Source organism: Octadecabacter algicola (assembly GCF_021532625.1).
Taxonomy (GTDB): domain Bacteria; phylum Pseudomonadota; class Alphaproteobacteria; order Rhodobacterales; family Rhodobacteraceae; genus Octadecabacter; species Octadecabacter algicola.
This window is the reverse complement of record NZ_JAKGAR010000002.1, coordinates 51,877-77,360: the sequence shown is the minus strand read 5'-3', so window position 1 is coordinate 77,360 and position 25,484 is coordinate 51,877. Positions and strand designations below refer to the sequence as shown.

29 protein-coding genes are annotated in these 25,484 nt (G+C 55.9%); 11 read left to right on the top strand and 18 right to left on the bottom strand.

What is annotated here, in order from left to right:
• Positions 1-57 precede the first annotated feature (57 nt).
• Both L0666_RS07145 and L0666_RS07140 read left to right on the top strand, forming a co-directional pair.
• Complete coding sequence (locus L0666_RS07145; protein ID WP_235259723.1) at positions 58-1,020, top strand: acetyl-CoA carboxylase carboxyltransferase subunit alpha; 963 nt, start codon at positions 58-60, stop codon at positions 1,018-1,020.
• A complete protein-coding gene (locus L0666_RS07140; RefSeq protein WP_235259721.1) occupies positions 1,017-1,511 on the top strand; it encodes a hypothetical protein in 495 nt (164 codons plus the stop codon). The genes L0666_RS07145 and L0666_RS07140 overlap by 4 nt, the downstream gene beginning before the upstream one ends.
• On the opposite strand, the gene L0666_RS07135 is transcribed toward L0666_RS07140, so the two are convergent.
• The 5 genes from L0666_RS07135 to L0666_RS07115 are packed head-to-tail and all read right to left on the bottom strand — an operon-like array spanning position 1,508 to position 4,971.
• A complete protein-coding gene (locus L0666_RS07135; RefSeq protein WP_235259720.1) occupies positions 1,508-2,068 on the bottom strand; it encodes a hypothetical protein in 561 nt (186 codons plus the stop codon). The genes L0666_RS07140 and L0666_RS07135 overlap by 4 nt on opposite strands.
• Positions 2,068-2,667, bottom strand: a complete 600-nt coding sequence (locus tag L0666_RS07130) for a pyridoxamine 5'-phosphate oxidase family protein (RefSeq protein WP_235259719.1) — start codon at positions 2,665-2,667, stop codon at positions 2,068-2,070. Before L0666_RS07130 ends, L0666_RS07135 begins: the two co-directional genes overlap by 1 nt.
• Positions 2,664-3,401, bottom strand: a complete 738-nt coding sequence (locus L0666_RS07125; RefSeq protein ID WP_235259718.1) for a lysophospholipid acyltransferase family protein — start codon at positions 3,399-3,401, stop codon at positions 2,664-2,666. Before L0666_RS07125 ends, L0666_RS07130 begins: the two co-directional genes overlap by 4 nt.
• Entirely contained in the window at positions 3,398-4,300 is a 903-nt protein-coding gene (locus L0666_RS07120) for a cell division protein FtsX (RefSeq protein ID WP_235259717.1), read from the bottom strand. Before L0666_RS07120 ends, L0666_RS07125 begins: the two co-directional genes overlap by 4 nt.
• On the bottom strand, positions 4,300-4,971 hold the full coding sequence (locus L0666_RS07115) for a cell division ATP-binding protein FtsE (protein ID WP_235259716.1): 672 nt from the start codon (positions 4,969-4,971) through the stop codon (positions 4,300-4,302). The genes L0666_RS07120 and L0666_RS07115 overlap by 1 nt, the downstream gene beginning before the upstream one ends.
• Positions 4,972-5,126: 155 nt before the next feature.
• Between L0666_RS07115 and L0666_RS07110 the strand changes: the two genes are divergently transcribed.
• Entirely contained in the window at positions 5,127-6,053 is a 927-nt protein-coding gene (locus L0666_RS07110) for a zinc-ribbon domain-containing protein (protein ID WP_336246274.1), read from the top strand.
• Here L0666_RS07110 and L0666_RS07105 read toward each other — a convergent pair whose 3' ends face one another.
• From L0666_RS07105 to argH, 4 genes are all read right to left on the bottom strand, one after another.
• Positions 6,054-8,705 (bottom strand): DUF4175 domain-containing protein, encoded by a 2,652-nt coding sequence (locus L0666_RS07105; RefSeq protein ID WP_235259713.1) that lies wholly within the window; start codon positions 8,703-8,705, stop codon positions 6,054-6,056.
• Positions 8,706-8,759: 54 nt separating this feature from the next.
• Positions 8,760-10,025 carry a diaminopimelate decarboxylase gene (lysA, locus tag L0666_RS07100; RefSeq protein WP_235259712.1) on the bottom strand — a complete coding sequence of 422 codons (1,266 nt, stop codon included), beginning with the start codon at positions 10,023-10,025 and terminating at the stop codon, positions 8,760-8,762.
• Between the two features lie 67 nt (positions 10,026-10,092).
• Entirely contained in the window at positions 10,093-10,269 is a 177-nt protein-coding gene (locus L0666_RS07095; RefSeq protein ID WP_235259711.1) for a hypothetical protein, read from the bottom strand.
• A complete protein-coding gene (argH, locus tag L0666_RS07090; protein WP_235259710.1) occupies positions 10,266-11,660 on the bottom strand; it encodes an argininosuccinate lyase in 1,395 nt (464 codons plus the stop codon). Before argH ends, L0666_RS07095 begins: the two co-directional genes overlap by 4 nt.
• A gap of 30 nt (positions 11,661-11,690) precedes the next feature.
• Between argH and L0666_RS07085 the strand changes: the two genes are divergently transcribed.
• Both L0666_RS07085 and L0666_RS07080 read left to right on the top strand, forming a co-directional pair.
• Entirely contained in the window at positions 11,691-12,275 is a 585-nt protein-coding gene (locus L0666_RS07085) for a TlpA family protein disulfide reductase (protein ID WP_235259709.1), read from the top strand.
• Complete coding sequence (locus L0666_RS07080) at positions 12,272-12,964, top strand: hypothetical protein (protein WP_235259707.1); 693 nt, start codon at positions 12,272-12,274, stop codon at positions 12,962-12,964. Before L0666_RS07085 ends, L0666_RS07080 begins: the two co-directional genes overlap by 4 nt.
• A gap of 7 nt (positions 12,965-12,971) precedes the next feature.
• On the opposite strand, the gene L0666_RS07075 is transcribed toward L0666_RS07080, so the two are convergent.
• The 3 genes from L0666_RS07075 to ubiA are packed head-to-tail and all read right to left on the bottom strand — an operon-like array spanning position 12,972 to position 16,203.
• Positions 12,972-13,298 carry a hypothetical protein gene (locus tag L0666_RS07075; RefSeq protein WP_235259706.1) on the bottom strand — a complete coding sequence of 109 codons (327 nt, stop codon included), beginning with the start codon at positions 13,296-13,298 and terminating at the stop codon, positions 12,972-12,974.
• Positions 13,295-15,184 carry an OmpA family protein gene (locus L0666_RS07070; RefSeq protein WP_235259705.1) on the bottom strand — a complete coding sequence of 630 codons (1,890 nt, stop codon included), beginning with the start codon at positions 15,182-15,184 and terminating at the stop codon, positions 13,295-13,297. Before L0666_RS07070 ends, L0666_RS07075 begins: the two co-directional genes overlap by 4 nt.
• Positions 15,185-15,243: 59 nt before the next feature.
• Positions 15,244-16,203: a 4-hydroxybenzoate octaprenyltransferase gene (gene ubiA, locus L0666_RS07065; protein ID WP_235259704.1), complete on the bottom strand. Its 960-nt coding sequence runs from the start codon at positions 16,201-16,203 to the stop codon at positions 15,244-15,246.
• Between the two features lie 11 nt (positions 16,204-16,214).
• On the opposite strand from ubiA, the gene L0666_RS07060 reads away from it, so the two are divergent.
• Genes L0666_RS07060 through L0666_RS07045 form a run of 4 tightly spaced genes read left to right on the top strand, consistent with a single transcriptional unit; the run spans position 16,215 to position 19,705 of the window.
• Entirely contained in the window at positions 16,215-16,934 is a 720-nt protein-coding gene (locus L0666_RS07060) for a 16S rRNA (uracil(1498)-N(3))-methyltransferase (protein ID WP_235259702.1), read from the top strand.
• A complete protein-coding gene (locus L0666_RS07055; protein WP_235259701.1) occupies positions 16,931-17,770 on the top strand; it encodes a GNAT family N-acetyltransferase in 840 nt (279 codons plus the stop codon). Before L0666_RS07060 ends, L0666_RS07055 begins: the two co-directional genes overlap by 4 nt.
• Positions 17,767-18,276 (top strand): hypothetical protein, encoded by a 510-nt coding sequence (locus L0666_RS07050; protein WP_235259700.1) that lies wholly within the window; start codon positions 17,767-17,769, stop codon positions 18,274-18,276. Before L0666_RS07055 ends, L0666_RS07050 begins: the two co-directional genes overlap by 4 nt.
• A gap of 58 nt (positions 18,277-18,334) precedes the next feature.
• Positions 18,335-19,705 carry a glutamate--cysteine ligase gene (locus tag L0666_RS07045; RefSeq protein WP_235259699.1) on the top strand — a complete coding sequence of 457 codons (1,371 nt, stop codon included), beginning with the start codon at positions 18,335-18,337 and terminating at the stop codon, positions 19,703-19,705.
• Positions 19,706-19,726: 21 nt separating this feature from the next.
• Here L0666_RS07045 and plsY read toward each other — a convergent pair whose 3' ends face one another.
• The 6 genes from plsY to L0666_RS07015 are packed head-to-tail and all read right to left on the bottom strand — an operon-like array spanning position 19,727 to position 24,002.
• Positions 19,727-20,332: a glycerol-3-phosphate 1-O-acyltransferase PlsY gene (gene plsY / locus L0666_RS07040; protein ID WP_235259698.1), complete on the bottom strand. Its 606-nt coding sequence runs from the start codon at positions 20,330-20,332 to the stop codon at positions 19,727-19,729.
• The gene (gene pyrC, locus L0666_RS07035) at positions 20,325-21,596 is read right to left on the bottom strand and encodes a dihydroorotase (protein ID WP_235259696.1); all 1,272 of its coding nucleotides are present in this window, start codon (positions 21,594-21,596) and stop codon (positions 20,325-20,327) included. Before pyrC ends, plsY begins: the two co-directional genes overlap by 8 nt.
• 39 nt (positions 21,597-21,635) lie before the next feature.
• A complete protein-coding gene (locus L0666_RS07030; protein ID WP_336246273.1) occupies positions 21,636-22,070 on the bottom strand; it encodes a hypothetical protein in 435 nt (144 codons plus the stop codon).
• A complete protein-coding gene (locus L0666_RS07025; protein WP_235259694.1) occupies positions 22,067-22,630 on the bottom strand; it encodes a hypothetical protein in 564 nt (187 codons plus the stop codon). The genes L0666_RS07030 and L0666_RS07025 overlap by 4 nt, the downstream gene beginning before the upstream one ends.
• Positions 22,627-23,043, bottom strand: a complete 417-nt coding sequence (locus L0666_RS07020) for a hypothetical protein (protein WP_235259692.1) — start codon at positions 23,041-23,043, stop codon at positions 22,627-22,629. Before L0666_RS07020 ends, L0666_RS07025 begins: the two co-directional genes overlap by 4 nt.
• Entirely contained in the window at positions 23,040-24,002 is a 963-nt protein-coding gene (locus tag L0666_RS07015; protein ID WP_235259690.1) for an aspartate carbamoyltransferase catalytic subunit, read from the bottom strand. Before L0666_RS07015 ends, L0666_RS07020 begins: the two co-directional genes overlap by 4 nt.
• 98 nt (positions 24,003-24,100) lie before the next feature.
• Here L0666_RS07015 and L0666_RS07010 point away from each other — a divergent pair, with 98 nt between their 5' ends.
• The gene (locus L0666_RS07010; protein ID WP_235259688.1) at positions 24,101-24,880 is read left to right on the top strand and encodes a uracil-DNA glycosylase; all 780 of its coding nucleotides are present in this window, start codon (positions 24,101-24,103) and stop codon (positions 24,878-24,880) included.
• Positions 24,877-25,410, top strand: coding sequence for a molybdenum cofactor biosynthesis protein B (gene moaB, locus L0666_RS07005; protein WP_235259686.1), 534 nt, complete (start codon positions 24,877-24,879; stop codon positions 25,408-25,410). The genes L0666_RS07010 and moaB overlap by 4 nt, the downstream gene beginning before the upstream one ends.
• Positions 25,411-25,484 lie beyond the last annotated feature (74 nt).

The window sequence follows — 25,484 nt, the reverse complement described above, 5'->3', positions numbered from 1 at the left end:
TTGCATTGCCCCTACGTCCGACCTTATATCATGCACAAGATATCAGGAGCATGATGCATGACCAACTACCTCGACTTTGAAAAGCCGCTTGCCGAAATCGAAGGCAAAGCCGCTGAACTGCGTGCCATGGCCCGCCAAAATGAGGAAATGGACATCGAGGCAGAGGCCGCAGGCCTTGATAAAAAAGCCGCTGACCTGATGGAAACGCTTTATGCGGACCTAACGCCGTGGCGCAAATGCCAAGTCGCGCGTCATGCGGATCGCCCCCATTGCAAGGACTACATCGACGCCTTGTTTACTGAATACACACCGCTCGCAGGTGATCGCAATTTTGCCGATGACCACGCGGTGATGGGCGGCCTCGCTCGACTGGACGGTCGCGCGGTGATGGTTATCGGCCATGAAAAAGGAAACGACACCAAGTCCCGAATCGAGCGCAACTTCGGGATGGCCCGACCAGAAGGCTACCGCAAAGCGATCCGCCTTATGGATATGGCAGACCGGTTCGGCATTCCTGTCGTGACTTTGGTCGACACGCCCGGCGCCTACCCTGGTAAGGGCGCCGAAGAACGCGGCCAGTCCGAAGCGATTGCCCGTTCCACACAAAAATGCCTGCAACTTGGTGTTCCATTGGTCAGCGTCATTATTGGCGAAGGCGGATCCGGCGGGGCGGTTGCCTTTGCAACGGCCAACCGTGTCGCGATGTTGCAGCACTCTGTATATTCGGTGATCTCACCAGAGGGCTGCGCGTCGATCCTTTGGAAAGATGCCGAAAAGATGCGCGAAGCTGCCGAGGCACTGCGTTTGACTGCACAGAACCTTAAAGAACTCGGCGTCTGTGATCGTATCGTCAGTGAGCCAACAGGCGGGGCGCATCGCCACAAGAAGATCGCCATTGATGGCGTCGGCGCCGCGATCCAAGCCATGCTCGATGAACTTGAAAACAAATCCGCTGATGAATTGCGCCAATCGCGCCGTCAAAAGTACCTTGATCTGGGCAGCAAGGGCCTCGCTGCGTGATCCGCGCGGCCATCGCGCTCATTTTTGCGGCTCAAACAGCGGCCGCAGGTGGGCTGATGGACCGTACAGTGACGTTTGGCGCGCTGGCCTATGACGACGTCGAAGCGCCGATTTATGTTGGCGAACGCCACCCTGCCGTAGTTACCGACGCGATCGAATACGGGCTTGGCCCCGAAGGGTCCCAAAACGGCTGGGACATCGTACCCGCGATCATCGATATTCGCGACCAACAGATCATCGTGACCTACCCGAACACTGTCGACGGAACGTTTCCAGAAGCTGAATTCAATGGTTATGTTCTCGACTTCCTGACCGACTGCGTGTTGTTCAACGGCGCAGGGCAAGACTTGGAAAACTCGACTGTAGAACTCGATAGTGACGCGATTTTCGTCGACGGTTCAAAATTGTACGTGGACATGGCGGGCATCAATTACGAGCCACAAACGTTTATCGTTGTAAACGTCGACGTGGCTGACTGCCCGCTGAGTTAATTTGCGTCCCCGACAACCACGAACGATGACACACGCCCAGGGCTTGCGATCATTACCACGCGCAGCCCCTCAAATGCGTCGCGATCAGCGCCATACCAACCGAGAGTTCTGGGACCATCCGTGAGGGCATCGACCTCGGGGACCAAGGGTTCAGCGATCGCAATTACGTCTGTGTAGCGATCCACGAAACCGTCCTGATCCACGGCAAAACCTGCGACCGAATTTTCAGCATAACTGACTTCGACGGTGCAAACCCGCAATTGGCTGGTCGGATCGCTGGGGTTTTCGGCTTCGCCCCATTCTGCAACAAAGCGGTTGTTTTCAAGAATGGCCGCGCCCGCGTTTTCCAAGTTTTCGGAAACCTCTAACTCATCATAAACGCCAGGTGTGCGGCCAATATCCGCAAATGGCGTTGCACCCGTCAGCACGTACGGCAAGCAATGGTCGGACAAGTACGTGCTAAGCAAGTCATCATCCGTGACGGTGGTCAGCACATTGAACGCATAGACCCCAATTCCCGCGACGCCGGCCCCTACCAGAAACCCTGCTAGTTTCATTACCACATTCGTCCCTTGGCATATTCCGCATAGCCATCGTCATACCCCTGAGCATCAAATTCGGCCTGCTGTTCCTTGATGAGTTGCCCAGCGGTTGGAAGGCCTTCCGCCGCCTCGCCTGTCCACAGTTCGGACCGCATGATTGCTTTGGCGCATTGAAAATACGCCTCCTGCACGGTGATCACGATGACGGACTTGGGGTGTTTTCCGTTCTGCTCAAAGCTGCCGGTGACCTCGGGATCATCGGACAAGACCGCGGTGCCATTCACACGGATCACATTGGCGGAGCCGTTATTCATAAACATCAAGCTAACGCGCCCGTCGCGCACGATGTTGCGCAGGCTGTCGATGCGGTTGTTGCCGCGCCAATCCGGCAAATAAAGCGTTTTGTCATCAATGATACGGACAACCGGCCCCACGTCACCTCGTGGGCTGCCATCGGAGCCTTCCGGTCCAACCGTCGTCAGCACACAGAACCGCGCCGCGTTGATCCATTTTTCATAGTGCGGCGTGATGCGCTTAACGACTTTAGTCAGAGAGGCAGGAACAGCCGCATCGTAAAGTGCCTCTAGGGCTGCGATATCATCAATCGTTTTCATACGTCACCACCCGTGAAACCTGCCTCAGCCATAAGCTCGTTAGACCGCGTTTCCACGACCTCTTCTAGCTGTTTCATAAATTCAGGTAATTCGGTTCCTACGGGAATACGTGGCAAGAATTCTACTACCGCCGTACCGGGCTTACGAAGAACACCCCGTTTCGGCCAGAACACCCCGACGTTGCAAGCTACCGGAACACAGTCCTGCTGCAGTTCTTTGTAAAGAACTCCGGTGCCAACTTTGTAGGGCGCTTTTACCCCCGGCGCGATACGCGTCCCTTGTGGGTAGATAATCAGCTGACCGGGAAACAAGCGCCCTGCCGCCACATCCGCCACCATCTTTTTGATGGCGACCCCTCGTTTGCCACGTTTCACAGGAATGCAACCAACGCGCAGGCCGAACTGGCCGACGATAGGTGCATATTTCAGGATGTCTTTCATAATGAAACGACCTGCAGGGATATCCCCATAGATCATCAAAACATCAAGAAACGACTGGTGTTTGGCCGCGATCAAAACTTCGTCCTGCGGAGGCGTGCCACGCACTTCGCATTTTAGCCCAATCATCCAACTTGCGGCCCACGTGATGTGCCAACAATAGGATCGGCAGCAATAGATCGCGGCACGGCGCGAGAACACGGCTGGAATGGCAAACACAATGCCCCAAGGCAGCAGCATAAAATACATATACGTGTTGAAGACTAGGGACCGAACCCATTGGATCGCGTAGCTCATGATTGCTCCTTAAGGGTACGAAGGGCAGCTTGGCGCGTGGCAATAAAAGCCACAAGTGCTGCGAGTGCTGGGATGACCAGCGGCCAAAGCCAGTGAGCGCCTTGAAAGCCAAGCCCCGTGAGAAAGCCGCCCGCAGCATCGGCGCTAGGAAGCAGCAAGACAGCCAACGTGCCTGCCAGTGTTCCAACCGCTGCACCAATCAACGCGCGTTGGGTGAAACGCCTCACAAAGGCGCGGGCGATGTAGATGTCGCGCGCACCGACAAGGCGCATCACGCGGATCACCTGCGCATTCGCAGCAAGCGCGGCATTTGCCGCAAGCGTGATCATCGCGCCCGTTGCACCAGCAATCAACAGCATCGAAACGAACCCAAGCAACCGGAGCCGATTGGCAGCTTCGACCAAAGGTTCGCGCCATCTTGTGTGATCATCCAAAATGGCCCCAGGAACCTCAGCCTGAAGACGGGCACGCAATCCGGTGGCATCAAACCCGTCGCCGTCTTCAATCACTTCGATCAACTGGGGAACAGGCAGGGTCTCGACTGGCAAGTCAGGCCCGAACCATGGGGCCAGCAATTCGCGTTGTTCATCCGCGGATAACGCGCGCGCTTGCGCTACTCCGGGTGTGGATTCCAAAACGACAATGGCCGCGTCTGTTTGGGCTTGCATTTGATCGGCAGGCGCGGAAATCCGCAGCGTCGATGTCTTTGCCAGCTCGTCAGACCACCGATCTGCCAACCGCCCCGTCGCGAGAGACAAGGCCAAAGCAAAAACTGCCAAGAACGCCATAGCCCCCGAAGAAAGCAGCGTCAGGCGCGCGGTGAACCCTGTTGGCGGCACAGCGCGATCTGCTTGTGGATCACCCGCAAGGAGTTCCAGAAGACGGCGCAGCATATCCATCACAGGCTCGCCCCCGCCAATTGCAAACGACGATCCGCAAGTCGCAAAACCCGCGCTGACACTTGTGCCTTAGCGGCCCGAATGAGGCTGAGGTCGTGGGTCGCGATCAGTACCGTCTTGCCCATCTTGTTCAGTTCAACCAGCAGCCCCAAAAGCCGTTGCGACATTTCCCAGTCAACATTGCCGGTCGGTTCATCGGCCAAGATCACTTCGGGAGACATAATGACAGCTCGCGCAAGGGCCGCGCGTTGCCGTTCTCCACCTGACAATTCTGGTGGCAATTGTGCCGCTTGCTTCGATAACCCGACCCAACCCAACAAATCCCGAAGGTCATCCGAGGTTGATCCGTGCCCAGCGACAGTCAACGGCAAGGCAATATTTTCAGCAACGGGCAGGTGATCCAAGAACTGGCAATCTTGATGCACAACACCAATCCGGCGGCGAATTTGCGCAACTGAATCGCGATCTAACCCACGTGCATCCTGACCAAACAGGCGAACTTGTCCGCCCGTCGCGATCAATTCGCCGTAACACAGTTTCAGAAGAGTTGTCTTTCCCGCGCCAGACGGTCCCGTCAAAAAATGGAACGACCCTGGTGCCAAGGTCAGATCAAGGCCCGCGAAAAGCTCCGCTCCGCCATAAGAATAGGCTACATTGTCCAGCTCAATCACGGCTGCCCCCGTTTGTTGCCCTGTTTTTGGCTGAAAGCAGCGCCACATGCAATCAGCCGCACAGGCGCTTTGCCGTAAAACCTTTGCGCTTCTGCGTCCAGAGCGGTAAGATTCATAAAAGTTGCGGGCAGAATGCCCGTTTGAGGCAGGGGAACATGACGATGCGGCTGATTTGCCCAAATTGCGGTGCGCAATATGAAGTTGGCGACGACGTCATCTCGGAAGCTGGGCGCGACGTCCAATGCTCCAACTGTGGGCACGCTTGGTTTGAAACGCCCGGTGCGTCCGAAAAGGCCGAACTCGCGGCTGAGGCCACACCGCCAGAACCCGTTCAAGAACCTGAATCCGACATCATCCAAGAACCCGTTCCAGAGCCCGAACCAGAAGTCATTCCGGAACCTGAACCCGCGCCAGAACCAAAACTGGAGCAAGAGCAGGAACAGATATCTGAACCAGAGCCAGAACAGGCCCCCGAACCCGAATTACGCCAACGCGAAATAGATCCAGGTGTGGCGGATATTCTTCGGGAAGAAGCTGACTACGAACAAGCAGCACGACAGGCCGAAGCAGATCCAATCGAAACACAGCCTGATCTTGACTTGTCTCAGGACCCCGACGAGGACCGCCGTAGCCGCGAGGCGCGTGACCGTTTGGCACGCCTACGCGGGGAAACAGACGTTGCCTCAACAACCGCAGCTATTGGCGCAACGATGGCGCATGATGCAGAGACACCGCGCAGCGAGTTATTGCCCGACATAGACGAAATCAACTCGACCCTACGCCATGACGGTTCAGGGCACGTAGTTGCCGCCGACGCCGCTGAAGAAGAACTCAAGCAACGAAGCGGTTTCAGACGCGGCTTCATTTTTGTGATCGTGCTCGCCTTGTTGGCGCTGGCAGCTTACATTTTTGCGCCACAGATCATCGCTGCGCTCCCGCAGACCGAAACTGCCATGACGTCCTATGTCGAATGGGTCGACGGGCTGCGTCTGTGGCTTGACGGCAAAGTTCAGGGTCTGGTTGAGGGGGCGTCTGACGCCCCTGCCGAAGCGGTTGAGCCTGTCACCACAACCGATGGCTAATTAGAACCGATCCAGTAACCGCCGCAGGTAATCCAGTTCTAACTGGGGGCGTTCCTGATCGGCGGAACGTTCGCGCAATTCACGCAGCAGTTCTTCTGCACGGCGATTTATGTCGTCTTGCAGCATGCTTTCTTCAGTTCCGTACTGACCAGTTTCGCCCATCTCACGACCCAAGGGGTCACGGCGTTCCGGCTCGGGGCGGCCTTCGGCATTCCCCGTTTGTGTACCTTCCCCCTCCTCGAGATCGTCTACCTGATTTTCAGCGAGAGCCTCGCCCAACTCCCGCATGCCGTCCCGCAGCGCGTCCATGGCTTCGGCCTGACGGTCAATCGCCTCGGCCAGATCACCGTCTCGCAATGCATCTTCTGCGCCGTCCATCGCCCCTTCAGCACGATCAAGCGAACGTTCCGCGTTATCCGCGGCTTCGCCATTTAGTCCAGGCAGCCGATCACGCAGTTGGTCTAAGCCGTCGCGCAGCGCCTGCTGGCGATCTGCAAGACTTTGGCCGCTTCCGTCAGAATTTCCCGCAGACCCATTCTCGTCCGTCAGTCCGCCCTGAGTATTATCGCCCTGTCCTTGACCTTGGCCCTGCTGCTGGCCGGACCGTTCGCCACTTTGGCCACTCTGACCATCTTGGCCCTGCTGGCCGGGTTCTTGGCCTTGCTGATCACCTTGTTGCTGACCCTGCTGGCCCTGCTGGCCCTGTTGTTGATCTTGATTGAATTGTTCTTGCAGATCGCGGAACGCGTCATCCGTCAGGTCCTGCTGGTCGCGCAATGTCTCGGCAAGATCTTCCATGCTTTGCTGACCCGGAGTTTGCGGACCGCCTTCGCCGCCCTCTCCGCCTTCGGCCATCTGAAGGTTTTCCATCAACTGATTAAGCTGTTCCATAAGCTCTTGGGCTTCAGCCATGCGGCCTTCTTCCATCAGCTCTTGGATACGATCCATAAGCGCCTGAATCTCGTCTTGAGTGATTGTCTCTCCGCTTTGCTGCTGATCGGGCTGATCAGTGCCGTTGTTGTCAGACGGTTCCATCTGATCGGCCAGCATCTGCATGTAGTCGTTCGTCGCTTCACGCAGCTCTTGCATAAGCTCAGCAATTTCTTCGTCAGATGCGCCATTGCGCATGGCCTCTTCAAGACGTTCTTGCGCCCGCTCTAGACGCGCCCGTGCATCCGCCAAAGACCCTTCTTCAAGCTGCAAAGCAAGTTCCCACAAGGCAAGCGACACCTCGTCCTGCACCTCATCCGTCAGTCCGACGTCTTCCATGTTTTCCAACTGTCGAATGATATGGCGCAGACGCAGATACGTGGTTTCATCAGGGAAAATTTCATCCGGTCGGTTCGACACGGCCCGCAAGATTTGAGCAACACGCGGCGCGTTTCCTTTGGACCACAACAAATCGCGGCGTTGCTCGATCACCGCCCGCGCCATGGGTTGAAAGAACCGCCGTCCCGGAAGGATCATCGGCTCTGGGTCCGTGCTGCCTGTCTGGCCAAGTGCGTCTTCAACCTGCAACGTCATGGTAACTGGAAAGTTTGCCCACGGGTGTTCACTAAAGTCGTCAATCAGGAACTCTTCGAAATCGGCGCGGTCCCCAGAAAACGGCATTGGCAGATCGATTACGACAGGATCACGTGCGTCTGGGTCGATGACCAGACCGTGGCGGCGTTCAAGCGCGGTCAAATCCAATGCAATCGTGGCAGTACCGAACTGCACCCCATAATCATCAAACGCCGAAAACGGTTGTGACATTTCACCTTGGGCGTCTGCCTCAATCGGGCCAGTCAGTTCAACGGTAGGTGCTTCGTCTTCTAGCAATAGGATCTGCCAAGATGTTCCACCCTCTCCGTCGATTGACAACTCCCCTGCTTGGACAACCTCAAACCCCTGCTGCTGGTCCGTCGCCGCGCCAAGGTCCTCTGTTCGCCCAGACACAGTTTCCGAAACCGTTAGATCGCCAACGTCGCCGTATAGACGAATGGTAATAAATGAACCCTGCGGCACCTGCACACGGTTGGCGACGATATCCGCCAGATAGAGTGTTGGTTTGCCCGTGTAGGCGGGGGGTTCGATCCAGCCTTCCCAGACGGGTCCAGTGGCAAGTACTTCACCGCCAACGCCTGCCTCCGCCACAGAGCCAACGCGCCAGATCGATCCGAACAACAGCGCGACCACCAGAAACAACACAGCAATATAACGGATGCTATAAGGGTCTTTGTCTGACACACGCAGATCAGGCTCGACCGCTTTGGCATCATGAGTACGCTGTTCCATTCGCCGCAAATGGGCTGCCCAAACGGCCTCAGATGCGGCATCACCTGCACCAACAACCTGAATGTCATTCAGCGCCGCGATCGGACGACCAGGAAGGCGTGCATCGATGCGGGCAACAGCCTCAGCCTCGGATGGCCAGTTCAGTCGACGAATTCCGCGATAAAGGGTCCACAGCAAAGCCACGAGTGCCACCACACCGTAACCCCAGACCACTTCGAGCGGCATGAAATCTTGCCACCCCATAATAAGAGGCGCCAAAGCAATGAACAGAACTGTCCAGAATGGCCAAAACGCTTGCGTGACCCGCTCAGCAATCAAGCCGAGACGCGTTAGTGCAACGGGCACCTTCAGGTGCCGTGGGGCGGGACCGCCCATTGGCGTGTGCGTGGTCAGCTGACCTCTCCTGTTACTCAGGCTGCACCAAATCAGTTACAACCACTCAGGTATGCTATCGCGGTTTATCATGTCTTCAAAGGTCGGACGTCGGCGGATAACCGCAAATTGATCCCCTTGGACCAAAACCTCAGGAATCATGGGGCGGGAGTTGTATTCGCTGGCCATTACAGCGGCATAGGCACCCGCAGATCGGAACGCGACAAGTTCACCAGCCTTGGTTTGTGGCATCATTCGGCCCTTGGCAAAGGTATCACCGCTTTCGCAAATCGGACCAACCACATCATATGGCGCTTGTTCTTGTCCTGGCGTTGCTTCGATAACCGGCACGATATCGTGGTGGGCGTCATACATCGCAGGACGAACCAGATCATTCATCGCGGCATCCACGATCAGAAATTCGCGTTCTTCGCCGGATTTCACGTAGATCACCTCAGTGACCAAAATCCCCGAATTACCAGAGATCAAACGGCCCGGTTCGATCTCGATCTCACACTCAAGATGGCCGACTTCTTCTTGAATCATCGCACCGTATTCGATCGGCAGCGGTGGCGCGTTGTTGTCGCGCGCATAAGGGATGCCAAGGCCGCCGCCAAGATCAAGGCGGGAAATCTCGTGCCCGTCGGCGCGCAGCTGTTCTGTCAGCTCCGCAACTTTGCGGTAGGCTTGGCGGAACGGTTCAAGTTCGGTCAACTGGCTGCCGATATGCACGTCGATGCCGACAACCTTCAGGCCGGGCAGCTCAGCGGCCATGGCGTAAACTTCGCGTGCACGGCTGATTGGGATGCCGAATTTATCTTCTTTCTTGCCCGTCGAAATTTTCGCATGGGTCTTTGCGTCGACGTCTGGGTTCACGCGAACCGTTATAGGCGCTTGGACACCCAACGACACCGCAACATCAGAAAGTGCCTGCATTTCAGGCTCGCTTTCGACGTTGAACTGGCGAATGCCGCCTTCCAAAGCGATGCGCATTTCTTCACGCGTTTTACCAATGCCGGAAAAGACGATCTTATCGCCCGATACGCCCGCAGCCTTGGCACGCAGATATTCACCGATGGATACAACATCCATCCCAGCACCCGCATCACCCAGCAATTTCAGAACAGCCACATTGGACAGGGATTTCACGGCAAAGCATACAAGATGCTCAGAGTGAGCGAGTGCATCGTCAAAAAGCTTAAAGTGACGCAACAAAGTCGCCGCCGAATAAACGTAAAATGGCGTACCGACCTGTGCCGCAATCTCGGCAATAGAAACGTCTTCGGCCATCAACTGACCGTCTTGATACAAAAAGTGGTCCATCAGGCCCTCCAGAATCGTGTTATGTCTGACCTAGCAGATTACGCGGCACGCCCAACCCTGAACGAGCCTAAAGGCTAAGCCCGACATTGAATGTGCCGTTTGTCGCACCGATGCTTGCGTTTGGTGTAATGCCATTCGGGCCAATCGACACGCCAGCATTCGCCGTCGGGCGCACAGGCGGGCCATCGGCACCGCACGCCGCCAAAAAGATCAGCGTTAGAATAGCTGTTATGGGCCGGGTCATGACAATGCTTCCTTCCAGCGGGAAATCTGCGAACGCACGTTGTCGGGCGCTGTGCCTCCATAAGACGTACGGCTGCGCACGGAATTGTCCACGCCCAGTACATCAAAGATAGCCTCTGAGATGCCGCCATGAACAGCCTGCATGTCCGCAAGTGTCAGTTCCGGCAGATCGCAGCCTTTTTCTTCGGCTTTGGCGACTAAGGTGCCCGTGACGTGGTGCGCATCGCGGAACGGCAGGCCAAGCTCGCGAACCAACCAGTCAGCAAGGTCAGTCGCCGTAGAAAAGCCCATTGCAGCCGCAACACGCAAATCATCAGGGCGGCCCTTCATATCAGCCACCATGCCTGTCATCGCCGCAAGGCCAAGCATCAGGCTGTCAGCCGCATCAAACGTCTGCTCTTTGTCTTCTTGCATGTCCTTGGAATAGGTCAGCGGAAGGCCCTTCATGATTGTCATCAGTGCCACGTTCGCCCCAAAGATGCGCCCGATTTTGGCGCGCAAAAGCTCTGCCGCGTCAGGGTTGCGTTTTTGCGGCATGATGGAGGAACCCGTTGACCAGCGATCAGACATGGCGACAAAGCGGAACTGCGCAGAGGACCAGATTACCAGTTCTTCGGCCAAACGGGACAGGTGCATGGCGCAAATGGACGCCGCGCCGAGGAATTCCAGCGCAAAGTCACGTGCAGCGACGGCATCAAGCGAATTGGCCATAGGGCGATCAAAGCCCAGCGCGTCGGCTGTCATCTGACGGTCGAGCGGAAAGGACGTGCCAGCAAGCGCGGCGGCGCCCAAAGGCGATTCATTCATCCGCTTGCGGGCGTCCGCGAAACGGGCGCGGTCACGGGCGAACATCTCAACGTAGGCCATCATGTGGTGGCCCCATGTCACGGGCTGAGCGACCTGAAGATGCGTGAAACCGGGCATCACCCAATCAGCGCCCTCTTCGGCCTGACCGATCAGCGCCTCGATCAACGCCTTCAACGCGCCATCGGCGGCATCGCACTGATCGCGCACCCAAAGACGGAAATCGACGGCGACTTGGTCATTGCGCGACCGGCCTGTGTGCAAACGCCCAGCGGGTTCCCCGACAATCTCTTTGAGGCGGGCTTCTACGTTCATATGAATGTCTTCAAGCTCAACGCGCCATGGGAATGTATCGCTTTCAATCTCTGACAACACCGTGAGGAGCCCTTCACGGATCGCATCCGCATCGCTATCCGTAATGATACCTTGGGCAGCCAACATGGCCGCATGGGCACGGGAGCCATCAATGTCTTGTTTCGCCATTCGACGATCAAATCCAATAGACGCGTTGATCGCTTCCATGATCGCATCCGGACCTGCGGCAAAGCGACCGCCCCACATTGCATTCGAAGATGATTTATCCGACATCAGGTATGTCTCCAACTGGGTCTTAAGCCAATGAACAAAGCCGCCATTCTCGCCGTCTCTGCCGTTATAGGTGTTTCTATTGGGCTATACTTCGGCTTGCGCACGGGTGAAACCCCCTCCCTGCCCACGCAGGACTTCTCAGAGGTTGAGGCCTTGCGTACGGGCGACATGCTCAAACTACAATTTGGTTTGGATCGCGGGTCTGATGTGGTTTTCACTCACGAAGACGGAACGGATTTAGCTTTGTCCGCCTTTGAAGGCCAATACGTGCTGTTGAATTTCTGGGCGACATGGTGCGCGCCGTGCCGCAAGGAAATGCCGCACTTGTCTGAGCTTCAGGATGAATTTGGCGACGAGCTGGAAGTCGTCACCGTCGCCACTGGACTGAATCAACGTCCTGCTATGGAACGTTTCTTCGCTGATATCGGCGTCGACAATCTGCCTTTACATACAGATGCGAACAGCGCTTTGGCGCGTGACTTTGGTGTCGTCGGCCTTCCTGTGACCTTAATCCTGAACCCCGAAGGCCATGAAATTGCGCGTCTGATTGGTGATGCGGATTGGGCGAGCGATAGCGCCAAAGAGATTTTGCAGACTCTGGTCGGACCTTCATGAAAACCCGCGTAGCATCCCTGACCCAAACTGCGCTGGCCACAACCTTTGCCTTAACAGCGAGCGTCGTGGCCGCCGAAAGCTGCCCCGACTTTTATCGTTTCGTAGACTTTGGACTGCAAGACAACGACGGCATTCTGTATCGAGGAGGGCCACTGTTACGCGCCGAAAACTTTGCTGAAGATCGCCTCCTGCTCGAGGAGCAAACAGAGTGTTTATCCGTTTGGCCGACCCTGACAGACGGGCGTGGCAACCCTATGCCCGTAGTATCAACCATCGCATATGACCCTGCTGCCGTCGACGCAGGCATAACGGAACTAAAGGTTCGAACAGTCGAGGGCACGACGGCGGCCGCGACCCAATCGGCCACTGCATATCGTCGTCGACTTGAAGAACCGGATGCAACAGTGACCCGAGGTGATACATTTGTCTGCGTTGAAACAGCCCAGACGCAGCATTTCGCCTGTCAGTTGGTGTCACCTTATGACACCGATGCGCCGTTGATCGTGTATTGCCATAATCATTCCTGCCAGTTGCCAGTTTTGGCAATGGATGACCGAATTTTCATGAGCGCACGTTGGGAGACAGACGTTGATTACATCAACGACCCTGCAGCGGGTGCCGCATCAATGTCGGAAATAGTTCAGGACATTTACGACTTTATGTCGCCGCTGTCGTCGTCGTTCCAATAGCTTCGTATCAACCGGCGCTATGACGTTCGATGTGGGCGCGCATTTCTTCGGCTTCTTGGCGTGCATCACGCAACCCATCCATCGCAGCCCTCAATTCGGCTTCTGTTTGGCTAAGTTGGTTGGTGATCTCGGCCTCTCGCTGTTGAAGATAGGTGATCGCCTGATCGCGCGTTTCCTCAGCTTCGTGCAGGGCCTGCGCCATGCGGTCCAGCTCCCCCACTTCGGCTTTGGACACCCGCGTGAATCGGTTGATGAGCCAGCTGGCAAACCAACCCAGTGAAAACGCTACAAATAGGATAATCGCAGTTGCGACGATGAATTCGGTTCTGTTCATTCTGTAGCGCCCTCTTCGGAGGCCTCTTCGGCCTCTGCTTCGATCTGTTCAAGTGCCGTCGGCTCTTCGGTGCTCTCGGGTACGATCAGCGAAAACTCAATTCTGCGGTTCGCTTCGCGGCCTTCGGCGGTTTCGTTGTCGGCAATCGGATTGGCCTCACCATAGCCAACCGCACGGAAACGCGACACTGGGACGCGACGCACACGCAACCCGTCCAGAACGGCATCGGCTCGTTGTTGGCTCAGGCGTTGATTGCCATCCTCGGACCCTTGGCTATCGGTGTAGCCCGCAATTTCTACCCGCAGATCCGCGCAGCGTTGCAGCACTTCGGCAATGTCATCCAAGATCGCCGCACCGGCCCCAGCGATCGTAGCGGAGCTTGGTTCAAACGTGATCTTACGAGCTTGGGTTACAGCCTCAATCCCCGCAAGACATTCTTCTTCGGTCGGCAAAGATGCAATCGGATCGAGGGCCTCAACATAAGTCACGTCGACTTCAAATTCTTCCGAACTGCCAAGTTTATCGATCAACAAGCGCGTGATCTCAGCGCCGGCTTCTTCCGATCCAGAATTCCCGCGCACGACGACTGATTCAGGTTCCACCGTGACAGACCCATTTGATAGCTTCGACAATGCTTCAACACCGGCCAACACGCGAATGGCCCAACCGTTCGGAAGCCCGTCAACGACTCGCGTTGCCATCGATATTTCGGACGAGCCGAACTTGGCGCGGGCGAAATTCTCCGCTGTAGAGTTCAGCAGATCATCCGAGACACGTCCTCGCAGCTGAACCAGACCTTCAGGGCTCAGGGTTGCGATAAATTGTGGCGGCCCTTCGCTAATCTCACTCGGAGCGGCGGGCAAGATCGCCTCAAGCGCAAACACTTCTGGCAACGAATTTTCCAACTCGCCTGCAATACGGTCAAAGTTGCCCTCAACCGCACCAGGGTTTGCAACAAACGTAACATCCGCATCCGAGAACGTAACCGTACCGCCGCCCAGTTCTTCTAGTGCCGCAATCGACATAGTAACCGCATCCGCCCAGCGCACTGTCGGCGACCCAAGTGCAATTGTGCACCCCAAACGCCCTTCGGCACCCGCCGCTTGGGCAGCCGCGACTATCCGGCGTTCCGATGCCGCAGTGTCAGCAACACAACTGTCAAATCGCGCGCCTTCGTCGTCGATAATGAAGCGTGTTACAAAGGGTGAAACCACAGGGCGAGGCGCCGAGATATCAAGCGTGATCAACAGATCCTCAGGTGCTGTTCTGCGCAGTCCAGTTTCTAATTGGGCCTTTTGTTCCGGCGAGTCTGAAATAGCTTCTACGGCAACGCTTCCTGCTCGCACCGATATTTTTGACCGTGGCAATTGACGCAATGCGCGCAAGGCGAAATCTACAGACGTTTCCCAATCCAGCGGTATGTCGTAATCAGCCGTTTCAAGGAAATCAGCAAAGTTACCGTCCTCTCCTGAAAGGCCCGCGAGCGTCTCGGTAAGCTGTTCGTGATCAGAGGCTGCTGGGATCAGCCCAATGATGGAGATCCCGCTGTCATTGCGTAAAATCTCCAAAGAGAATTCTGGCGCCTGCAGTGAGTCGGTCACGGTGACAGTCATGTTGTCGATGACGCGGCTCGCATCGACCATCCCGCCTGCCGTCGAAATTGCGCGGAACCGCATCGCTTCTGATGGGGCTTCGCCTTCCAAGATAACCTGTAGGCCATCCCCAATCACCGTAGCAAATTCATGCCCGTGTTCTTCAAACGACATTTCAACCGCTTCGACGGATCGTGCTTCGACGGTTGAAACAATAATGCGCGCACCAATACCGCAGAGAATTGCGGCCACTAGGAACACACCGAGACGGACAAGAAGGGTAGAGAGGCGCATTACGGCGTCCTTGATAAGTAATTGCCGTACTGCTTAGGCGGTTGTGGCCCAGTGTTCAATCACAGCAGCAACGCTATGGCGAAAAATGGCAAAGGAATGAGCCCCGCATCGCGATTGGAGCGAAACAAACGCAAGAGTGTGTCGTTGTCATCGGCGTCGAATGTGCGTTGCTGCCATGCCAAATGCCAGCCCATCGCCCAAGGGCCACCCAAGGCGACCACCAGCGCAAGAACTGATCCACCAATGGCCGCGAGGATCACGGCCACCCCCAAAAGAACAACCGTTGCAGCCCAAAAATAACGCAACCAGCTGGATGTGGCATCCCCAAACAGCCGCGCCGTGGACTTCACCCCGATCAACGCATCATCTTCTGCGTCTTGATGGGCATAAATCGTATCGTAAAACAGCGTCCACGCGATGCCTGCAACATAAAGAACAACCGCGGGCCAATCGAGAGATCCCGTATGCGCCGTCCACGCCAGCAACGCACCCCAATTAAACGCAAGCCCCAAGAACGCCTGAGGCCACCACGTAAACCGCTTGGCAAAAGGATAGACCCCCACGGGAATGATCGCGAGGAATCCTAAGAAAATCGCGACCCCATTGAAAGTCAGCAAGATCAAAAGCGACAGGAACGATTGCAGTGCCATCCAGACCAACGCCTGCCGAACGCTTACTTGCCCAGACGGAATAGGGCGATTAGCGGTGCGTTCCACCGATCCATCTATATCGCGGTCGGTGATGTCATTCCACGTGCAGCCCGCCCCACGCATCAAGAATGAACCGATTGCACAGCCAATCGCGATCCAAAGATCAAACCAACTAGCCTGCCCCGTGTGCAGCATCGCCAGCAATAATCCCCACCAACACGGCAACAACAACAGCCATGTTCCAATTGGGCGATCCGCACGAGATAAACGCAAATACGGACGGGCACGGGCAGGCGCATATGTATCCACCCAATTGCCTTTTACAGCATCTGCTATTTCAGCCTCTGGCATCCGGTTGGTCTCGGTCATATGTTCACCCAATGGCACGTATTAGACTTCATGTAGATCACCCATTGGCGCTACGCGAAAGGGTCACACTGACGCGGGAACAAGCGCACTACCTTTTTGGGGTGATGCGATTGGACGTGGGCGCCAATGTTTTGCTGTTTAATGGCAAAGACGGCGAATGGCAGGCCCAAGTTGTTGCCGCCACCAAAAAGGGGGGCGTGCTGGAATGCTCTGCGCAAACTAAGCCTTTGTTGATGCCGCCTGATCTATGGCTCGTTTTTGCTCCGATCAAGAAAGACCGCACATCGTTCATAGTCGAAAAGGCCGCCGAACTTGGTGCAGCCCGCATTTGCCCAATGCAGACTGAATTTACCCAAGCGGCGAACCGTGTGCGCCAAGACAAACTGCAAGCCCACGCCCTTGAGGCAGCCGAGCAATGTGGCGGAACTTTCGTCCCCCAAGTCGATGACGTACAGAAATTCTCCAAGATTATGGACAATTGGGACCCAACCCGCCGAATCCTGTTTTGTGACGAGGCGCTGGTCGGAAAAGCTATAGACTTGCCAAAAGACGGTGGGCCATGGGCCATCTTTATCGGTCCGGAAGGTGGGTTCTCTGATAAGGAACGGGACCGCTTGCGTGCAATGGAATGTGCGTATCCTATTAGTCTTGGCCCTAGGATACTGCGAGCAGATACAGCTGCGGTTTCTGCGATGACCCTTTGGCAACAGGCGTTAGGCGACTGGGGATGACATTCCGGCGGGTTAGATCAAGCGATATTGAACCCGTAAAGGCGTTTCTCACTGCTAACGCTGAATTCGCGATGTTCCCGCTCAACAATCTTTTGACCCATGGACTAGAGAGCGATCACAAGTTTGCCCCAACCATGTGGCGCAATTCAGATGGCCCAATTACCGACGTGCTTACGATTACGAAAAACGGCATTCTTCTGCCCTACCTGCCCAGTCAAAACTATGTCGAAGCCGCCGCCAAACTAACGGGCAGGACGATCACCCGTATTGTCGCGCCACTGGCTTGCGCGCGAGGCATTCAGGCTGCACTGGGGTTTATTGACGCGCCAACCACGCTTGATATTCCCGACCAGCAGTTCCTGCTCAACTTGACAGACATGGTTGTCCCAGAAGGCGCTAGCCGTTTGGAATATTTGCGCGAAGAACACGTAGAAACAGTGACGGAGTGGATGACCGACTATCAAGCAACCATCCTAGGTACGCCGCTTTCGGATGCACCGAAGATTGCCCGCGAAAACGTTGAAGCAAGTCTTGAATCGCAAAACCGCGTGGTTCTCATTCAGGACAGCGCCCTCGTTTCGACGACGGCCTTTAATGCAACATTGCCGGATATCGTTCAGGTCGGCGGCGTCTATACGCCGCCCGCTTTGCGCGGCAAAGGCTATGCACGCCGTCTCGTTGCCCTGCACTTAGAAATTGCAGCCCAAAACGGCGCAACACGGGCAACGTTGTTCGCCAGCGATCCGAGCGCAATCGCCGCCTATTCTTCACTTGGTTTTCAACAAATCGGCGACTTTGCCCTAACATTCTTCACATCCCCACAGGTGGCGTCATGATCCGACCGGAAATCAAAGCAGGCATTTGGCGATGGCGCGAAGTCATTTTTGCGATAGCGTTGGCCCTTCTCGGTCTTCGATGGGCATTCGCGTCTTTCGGAATTGTTCAATGGCTCGGTTGGGGGCTGGCCGCCCTTGGCATTGCCCTTGCCTTCGGGGCCGCCCAAAGAGTCCGTTTCCGCCCAGACAGCGATGGCCCAGGTGTCGTGACGCTGGACGAAAGGCGTGTCACCTATTTAGGGCCGATCGATGGAGGCGTGGCCGAACTTGATCTGATGGTGCAGCTGGATCTTACGCCAGCCCCTGCATGGCGCTTAATCAATCGCGACGGAAGCTATACCGACATCCCGACCAACGCACGCGGCGTCGAAGCATTGTTTGATTTCTTCACGGCCCTCCCGCACATGAAAACCGAATACATGCTTTCCCTACTGGAACGCCCTCAAAACGCACAAATGACAGTGTGGATGGCGCCCGATCACAAACCCTACAAACAGTTGCATTGACACTGGCTGCACGCTCAGCCACGTCTAGAGTCCACGCCAATTAACGGAGCGCTTCGTCATGTCTATTCCACAGTCCGGCGGCGGCCCGATCGAACACCACGATCAGCTAGCACAGTACCTTGCAGACGGCTGCAAACCGAAAGCGGATTGGCGCATCGGCACCGAGCATGAAAAATTCGGGTACTGCAAAGACACCCATAAGCCGCTTCCGTTTCATGGCGAACGTTCTATCGAGGCTGTACTTTCAGGCCTGCGCGATCGTTACGGCTGGGCCCCCGTCACCGAAGGCGGTTTTCTAATTGGTCTGGAAAAAGACGGCGCAAATGTCTCCCTTGAACCGGGCGGCGCACTGGAACTGTCAGGCGCACCCGTGGAAACCATCCACCAGACCTGTGACGAAGTGAACAGCCATCTCGCAGAGGTGAAATCTATCGCTGATGAAATTGGCGTCGGCTTCATTGGTCTTGGCGCGGCACCTGAATGGTCGCACGATGAAATGCCCCTGATGCCCAAGGGCCGTTACAAGCTGATGGACGCCTATATGGATAAAGTCGGCACATCAGGCAAAATGATGATGCGACGCACCTGTACGGTTCAAGTGAACCTCGACTTCGGGTCCGAAGCCGACATGATCCAGAAGATGCGTGTGGCCATTGCACTGCAACCCGTGGCGACCGCCCTATTCGCGAATTCGCCGTTCTTTGAGGGCAAGGTGAATAAGCACAAAAGCTGGCGCGCACGGATTTGGCGGCATCTAGATGATGCGCGCACAGGCATGTTGCCGTTCGTGTTTGACGATGATTTCGGGTTTGAACGCTATGTCGAATACATGCTCGATGTGCCAATGTATTTCGTCTATCGCGACGGAAATTACATCGATGCTTTGGGCCAATCGTTCCGCGATTTCCTAAAGGGCAAACTCCCCGCTTTGCCCGGTGAAACACCTACCCTGTCTGATTGGGCCGATCATCTAACAACGGCCTTCCCAGAAGCGCGCCTCAAGAAATTCATCGAGATGCGCGGTGCAGATGGTGGGCCTTGGCGCCGCCTGTGCGCGCTGCCAGCTTTCTGGGTAGGTATGACCTACGATCAAGAGGCCTTGGACGCTGCTTGGGATCTTTGCAAAAACTGGGACGCCGAAACACGCGAAGAATGGCGCGTCGCAGCGTCCGTAGACGGGCTTCAGGCCAAAGTAGGCGGCCAATCCATGCACGACATCGCTGGTGAATGCGTGAAAATTGCTGAACTTGGCCTAAAGAACCGCGCCATGCCGGGTGCTGGTGGACTGGTGCCCGATGAAACGCATTTCTTGAATGCGCTCAAAGACAGCATTGAAACAGGTAAAACGCCGGCTGACGAGTTGCTGGATGACTACAACGGCGACTGGAACGGCGATCTCAGCAAAATCTACGGCGCTTACAGCTACTAAACGCGGCCCCGTTGCAACTGATTACTTCTGACCGATCTTGCTTTCTTCACCGGCGGCAAGGCGGCGGATATTGCCTGCGTGACGCCAAAAAATCAGCGCCATTAAGCAAGAACACATAATGAAAATCTGTGGCTCGTCCAAGACGATCGACCAGACCAAGGTAGAAGCAGCGGCAACCAAAGCCGCCAAAGACGAGTACCGGAACACAGCCGCAGTCGCCAACCACGTCAGGCAAGCCGCAATGCCCACGGGCCAAGCCAAGGCATACAGCAGGCCCAAAAACGTAGCGACACCCTTACCGCCGCGAAAACCTAGCCAAACTGGGAAGCAATGGCCGATCATGACCGATAAGGCTGCCACTTGCGCCGCATCTATTGCTGCAAGCTTGTGCGCCAAGATCACGACGACCGCCCCTTTACCGCCATCCAATAAAAGCGTCAGGAGCGCTGCCTTCTTGGACCCCGTTCGCAAGACATTCGTCGCCCCGATATTGCCCGACCCGATGTCACGCAGATTTCCCAACCCCATGACCCGTGCAAGGATCATCCCAAAGGGGATAGACCCCACCAGATACCCAATCGCCGCCCAAAGCAGCAGGGTGTTCGTCGTACTGGCGAACTCAAGCATTGGCTAACTCTTTCGTTTTGTTCACACCCGCAACATAGGTCGCAATGACTTTGCCTTGCAGAATGGCACCATCAAACGGTGTGTTCTTTGATTTAGAATGAAGCGCAAACCGATCAAGCTTAATGCTCGCGTCTGGATCAAAAAGTACCAGATCAGCAGGTGCACCTACCGACAAACGCCCGCAGTCCAACCCCAATCGATTGGCCGGATTGAGAGCCAAGGCGCGGAAAAGTGTGGGCAGGTCCAAATGGCCCGCGTGAACCAACCGCAACGCCGCTGGCAAAAGCGTCTCAAGAGCAACTGCCCCGCTTGCCGCTTCTTCAAAGGGGAGCCGTTTTGATTCTTCGTCCTGCGGCGTGTGCATGGAACTGATGATGTCGATCAGCCCAGAGGCGACTGCATCAACCACGGCCAAACGGTCTTCCTCAGATCGCAAGGGCGGCTTGAGCTTAAAGAAGGTGCGGTAATCGGCGACGTCCATTTCGTTTAGGGTCAGATGATGGATGCCGATCCCTGCCGTGATATCAAGCCCATTGCTCTTTGCCCGTTCCAGTGCAGGCAAAGCCCGTGCAGTTGTAATTTGATCCACATGATAGGACGCGCCCGTCATTTCCAACAGCGCCACATCCCGATCCAGCCCCATACGTTCGGCAATCGGTGACACACCGGACAATCCGCGCAGGGTCGCAAACTTGCCCGACGTCACAGCGCCGCCTTTGGACAGGCCCGGTTCTTGGACATGGCCAATCACCAAGGCGCCGCAGGATCTCGCGTAAACCAACGCACGGCTGAACACTTTAGTATCGGTTACAACGCGGTCACAATCGGTAAAGGCAACGGCGCCGGCGTCCATCAAGAACCCGATCTCCGTCATCTCGCGCCCATCTCGCCCTTTGGTCAGCGCGGCCATTGGCAACACATTAACCGCCGCATCAATTGCGGCGCGCCGTTCGACAAATTCCAATGTTTCGGGCGTATCGATTGCGGGTGTCGTATCGGGCCGCGTCACCATTGTTGTGACACCGCCTGCAACCGCCGCACGGCCTGCTGATGCGAAACTCTCTTTGTGCCGCTCACCGGGTTCAGACACCTTCACCCCGATATCAACGATCCCCGGAGCGAGGCATTTGCCACCACAGTCGATAACCTCATCAGGCGATCCGTCGCTTTCGACGATCACGCCATTTTCGACCATCAGCGTCCCAAGCATATCGGTGCCGGCCTCTGGATCAATCAATCGGGCGTTTTCAAACAGTATGCGCATGTGTCTCCTTCAACGAGTTCGAGCGGCATGGGATAAGTTTCATGCTGCGATCGCCCGTTCAATTGCACGGACCACGTTTTCGCGGTCAGCTTGATATTTAATGAGGTGTTTGTCGCCGGCGGACGTGACGACCTGAACCGCGCTTAGAAATGGACGGACGGCGGTGATGTCGCCCAACGATGTGATCCGCATGTTCGGGCCCAAAAGGCGTTGGTTTGTCAGGTCCCAACGAACTTTGAGTTCGTCAGACGCCAAATAAAACGCACGCAGCGCAATCGCCGCGAGGCCGCCAACAGCGCCAGTCCAAACATGAGGATTACCCATCAACCAAAGCACCAACATCCCCAGAACCATCGCGACAACCGAGATCCACGCCATTTCGCGCCAATAGGTCATTCGGTCACTCGAGAACGATTGCAAGACATGCTCACTTTCATTCAGGGAAGTCGTAGGTGTGAACGATGGCTTCATCATCCTGCCACCTTGATCATGACCCAAACAAGAACAGCCATAACCAAAAGAGCAATCGTTGCGATCCGCCCCGACATAGCGGCGTCCGAAGGTTTCTTCTTTAATGGAGCATCTTCGATAACAGCTTGAGGGTCGGGGTTCGGCAACGGTTCAAACGTAACTTCCATCCCGTCTTCTTTAAAAGCTGCGATGTAGCGCAACGGAGCAACAGGGACCAAGGTTTGCTCGACGCCACCAAACGCCGACGTCGCAACCATCACCACATACCCTGTGATTCCGTCTAGCAACTCACGGTAGGGTTCAATGTCCGCTTCCGCGACGCCATTGCCAGTGATCATATACTGGGCCAATCCCATATCAGCGAGGTCGGCAACATCGAAAACTTCGACGAAGTCTTCGTCCAGATGGGTTGCACCCAGCGCTTCTTTCAGGGGCCAGACGGTATCATCATCGCCACTGTAATTCGGGTCAGCAAAAGCCGCGATATAATCCGCTGTCAGATCAACAGAGTAGAGCCGATAGAGCCCCTTTTCATATTGGCCGACATTCACTGGATCAATCATATGGCACCCTTTGCGGTCTCAATCGCGGCGATCAGAGCGTTCGCGTCTTCTGGGTACAGCAATTTCGTCCCTTTGCCGCCGTTGATCCACGCCAAACGCACGCCATTTCGGTTCTTCGTAACGGCTCCGATGTCGTCTAACGCAACCGACTGATCCGCTTGGAAAATCACTCTCTTGTTGGTGATCCACGCACGGTATCGGCCCAGCCGGACCCGTTCCTGCATCAAGATCACGCATGTCACAAACATCGGAACTACGGGCCAAAGAGTATCTGGAAACACAATCAGAAACACAACGACAGCAGGAACCGTCAACGCGATCATCAACAACGCCGTCCGCTTGAAAGCCCGAAAGCTCGGCACGTGATCAAACATCACGACTTCACCGTCTTCGAGCGGCGGCAGGTTGCTCATACCATGACCCCAACGGCCTTGGCCCCGCGTTTGGCGCGCAGGTTACGCGCCAATAAATCCATTGCAGCCATGCGCACAGCGACGCCCATTTCAACCTGTTCCTGAATAACAGACCGGTTGATGTCGTCGGCAATCTGGCCATCAATTTCAACGCCGCGGTTCATTGGGCCGGGATGCATAACGATCGCGTCGTCCTTTGCATAAGACAGCTTTTCCGCATCCAATCCATAACGGTGGAAATACTCGCGCTCAGACGGGATAAACCCACCGTCCATGCGCTCCTTTTGCAGGCGCAACATCATCACAACATCGACGTCTTCCAGCCCTTCGCGCATGTCATGAAACACCTCAACTCCAAGGTCTTCTACCCCAGACGGGAGCAATGTCGGCGGACCAACCAGCCGAACGCGGTTTTCCATCTTGCCTAACAGCATGATGTTGGATCGCGCCACGCGGCTGTGCGCAACGTCACCGCAAATCGCAATCGACAGGCGATGTAAACGCCCTTTGGCACGGCGGATTGTCAACGCATCTAGCAAAGCCTGCGTCGGATGTTCGTGCCGCCCATCGCCTGCATTCAACACGGCGCAGTTCACCTTTTGCGCCAACAGATCAACCGCACCAGAATTCGGATGCCGCACCACCAGAAGATCAGGATGCATAGCATTCAGCGACAACGCCGTATCAATCAAGGTTTCCCCTTTTTTGATACTGCTCGCTTGCATTGCCATATTCATCACATCCGCCCCAAGGCGTTTGCCTGCGATCTCGAAACTCGCCTGTGTTCGGGTCGAGTTTTCGAAGAACATGTTAATCTGGGTTAGCCCCTCAAGCACATCGCGATGGGCACGGCCTTTGCGGTTATCTTCGGCGTATCTGTCCGCCAAATCCAGTAATGTCGTAATTTCCGTTGGGTGGAGATGCTCAATCCCCAGCAAGTGATCAGCACGGTATGTCATGGGCGCCCTTCCCTTCGGTTCACGCGCTTATATGGGGCCAATGCAGGCGCGGCAAGATCAGCACGTGAACTCCTTCATTTCGCACGGTAGAATGCGTTATGGAATCGGCTGTTGAATATTGGACATCGAAAGCGCTCCTCGACTGGCAGGTCGAGATGGGCGCAGATGAGGCTATCGGAGACACCCCGATAGATCGCTATGCTTTGGAAACCAAAAAGCCTGCGCCAAAGGTCTCAGCGAAACCCGCCGCACCACCGCCCCCACCAGCAGAAGTCGAAGTCGACACAGCCGCCGTGGCCACTTCGGCAGCGAATGCTGCGCAAGACCTCGATCAATTGCGTGGCGCTTTGGACGCATTTGAACACTGCACGCTCAAGGCCGCAGCCCGAAATATGGTTTTTTCTGACGGTGTCGCTGGCGCTCCGATCATGTTCATCACTGACGCACCAGACCGCAACGAAGACCGCGCAGGCGCGATGTTCGCGGGGCCAAGTGGCATCCTGTTTGACAAAATGCTTGCCGCAATCGGAATGGGACGCAGCGGCGATAACCCAGTTTACTGCGCGCCTGTGCTGCCATGGAATCCTCCTCAGAACCGGGAACCCAACGCAGCCGAAATCGCGATGATGCTACCATTCTTGGAACGCCATATCGCCCTTGCGGCACCGAAGATCGTCGTTCTAATGGGCAATGGCCCGTGTCAGGCCTTGCTTAAAAAGAGCGGGATGACACGCCTTCGTGGCCGCTGGGTGGAAACTGCATCCTTGCCCGCCTTGCCTATGTTTGCACCATCTTATCTGCTGTCGCACAACGCGGCAAAACGCGATGCTTGGGCAGACCTTTTGGCGCTCAAGGCGCGACTGAAAGACCTAACATGACCTCCTCCCGTGAATTCATCCCAGTTCGGATTGCCGTTTTGACGGTTTCGGACACACGCACAATTGCCGAAGACAAATCAGGCCAAACGCTGGTGGATCGCTTACGGGACGCTGGTCATCACTTGGCAGAGCGCAAAATCCTGCGCGATGAGCGAGCGCAAATCGCCGAGCAATTGCGCAACTGGTGCGCCGATCCTGAGATTGACGTCATTCTAACCACCGGCGGCACGGGCCTTACGGGGCGTGATGTGACAGTCGAAGCCCACCGCGACGTCTATGAAAAAGAAATCGATGCTTTCGGCACGGTCTTCACGATTGTCTCCATGCAAAAGATCGGCACAAGCGCCATTCAATCTCGTGCGACGGGCGGGGTCGCCAACGGCACTTACCTATTCGCCTTGCCTGGAAGCACCGGCGCCTGCAAAGATGCTTGGGATGAAATCTTGGTCAAACAACTCGATTATCGTCACATGCCGTGCAATTTCGTAGAAATTTTACCCCGTTTGGATGAACATCAGCGACGGAAGTAACGATCTCGTGCGTATAAGATCCAAGCTCTTCTATGCGTCCGTAGTATTAAGACATAGTTCGCGCACCCATATTC

Coding starts and splice junctions, on each gene's coding strand:
- L0666_RS07075 (WP_235259706.1), bottom strand. CDS start 13,298: ATGAACAGAACCGAATTCATCGTCGCAACTGCGATTATCCTATTTGTA.
- L0666_RS07050 (WP_235259700.1), top strand. CDS start 17,767: ATGATCCGACCGGAAATCAAAGCAGGCATTTGGCGATGGCGCGAAGTC.
- L0666_RS07025 (WP_235259694.1), bottom strand. CDS start 22,630: ATGATTGATCCAGTGAATGTCGGCCAATATGAAAAGGGGCTCTATCGG.
- lysA (WP_235259712.1), bottom strand. CDS start 10,025: ATGGACCACTTTTTGTATCAAGACGGTCAGTTGATGGCCGAAGACGTT.
- plsY (WP_235259698.1), bottom strand. CDS start 20,332: ATGCTTGAGTTCGCCAGTACGACGAACACCCTGCTGCTTTGGGCGGCG.
- L0666_RS07120 (WP_235259717.1), bottom strand. CDS start 4,300: ATGGATATGCTGCGCCGTCTTCTGGAACTCCTTGCGGGTGATCCACAA.
- L0666_RS07095 (WP_235259711.1), bottom strand. CDS start 10,269: ATGACCCGGCCCATAACAGCTATTCTAACGCTGATCTTTTTGGCGGCG.
- L0666_RS07145 (WP_235259723.1), top strand. CDS start 58: ATGACCAACTACCTCGACTTTGAAAAGCCGCTTGCCGAAATCGAAGGC.
- pyrC (WP_235259696.1), bottom strand. CDS start 21,596: ATGCGCATACTGTTTGAAAACGCCCGATTGATTGATCCAGAGGCCGGC.
- L0666_RS07060 (WP_235259702.1), top strand. CDS start 16,215: ATGGCACGTATTAGACTTCATGTAGATCACCCATTGGCGCTACGCGAA.
- L0666_RS07070 (WP_235259705.1), bottom strand. CDS start 15,184: ATGCGCCTCTCTACCCTTCTTGTCCGTCTCGGTGTGTTCCTAGTGGCC.
- L0666_RS07130 (WP_235259719.1), bottom strand. CDS start 2,667: ATGAAAACGATTGATGATATCGCAGCCCTAGAGGCACTTTACGATGCG.
- L0666_RS07010 (WP_235259688.1), top strand. CDS start 24,101: ATGGAATCGGCTGTTGAATATTGGACATCGAAAGCGCTCCTCGACTGG.
- L0666_RS07135 (WP_235259720.1), bottom strand. CDS start 2,068: ATGAAACTAGCAGGGTTTCTGGTAGGGGCCGGCGTCGCGGGAATTGGG.
- ubiA (WP_235259704.1), bottom strand. CDS start 16,203: ATGACCGAGACCAACCGGATGCCAGAGGCTGAAATAGCAGATGCTGTA.
- L0666_RS07110 (WP_336246274.1), top strand. CDS start 5,127: ATGACGATGCGGCTGATTTGCCCAAATTGCGGTGCGCAATATGAAGTT.
- L0666_RS07045 (WP_235259699.1), top strand. CDS start 18,335: ATGTCTATTCCACAGTCCGGCGGCGGCCCGATCGAACACCACGATCAG.
- moaB (WP_235259686.1), top strand. CDS start 24,877: ATGACCTCCTCCCGTGAATTCATCCCAGTTCGGATTGCCGTTTTGACG.
- L0666_RS07020 (WP_235259692.1), bottom strand. CDS start 23,043: ATGAGCAACCTGCCGCCGCTCGAAGACGGTGAAGTCGTGATGTTTGAT.
- L0666_RS07080 (WP_235259707.1), top strand. CDS start 12,272: ATGAAAACCCGCGTAGCATCCCTGACCCAAACTGCGCTGGCCACAACC.
- L0666_RS07105 (WP_235259713.1), bottom strand. CDS start 8,705: ATGGGCGGTCCCGCCCCACGGCACCTGAAGGTGCCCGTTGCACTAACG.
- L0666_RS07085 (WP_235259709.1), top strand. CDS start 11,691: ATGAACAAAGCCGCCATTCTCGCCGTCTCTGCCGTTATAGGTGTTTCT.
- L0666_RS07125 (WP_235259718.1), bottom strand. CDS start 3,401: ATGAGCTACGCGATCCAATGGGTTCGGTCCCTAGTCTTCAACACGTAT.
- argH (WP_235259710.1), bottom strand. CDS start 11,660: ATGTCGGATAAATCATCTTCGAATGCAATGTGGGGCGGTCGCTTTGCC.
- L0666_RS07015 (WP_235259690.1), bottom strand. CDS start 24,002: ATGACATACCGTGCTGATCACTTGCTGGGGATTGAGCATCTCCACCCA.
- L0666_RS07030 (WP_336246273.1), bottom strand. CDS start 22,070: ATGATGAAGCCATCGTTCACACCTACGACTTCCCTGAATGAAAGTGAG.
- L0666_RS07055 (WP_235259701.1), top strand. CDS start 16,931: ATGACATTCCGGCGGGTTAGATCAAGCGATATTGAACCCGTAAAGGCG.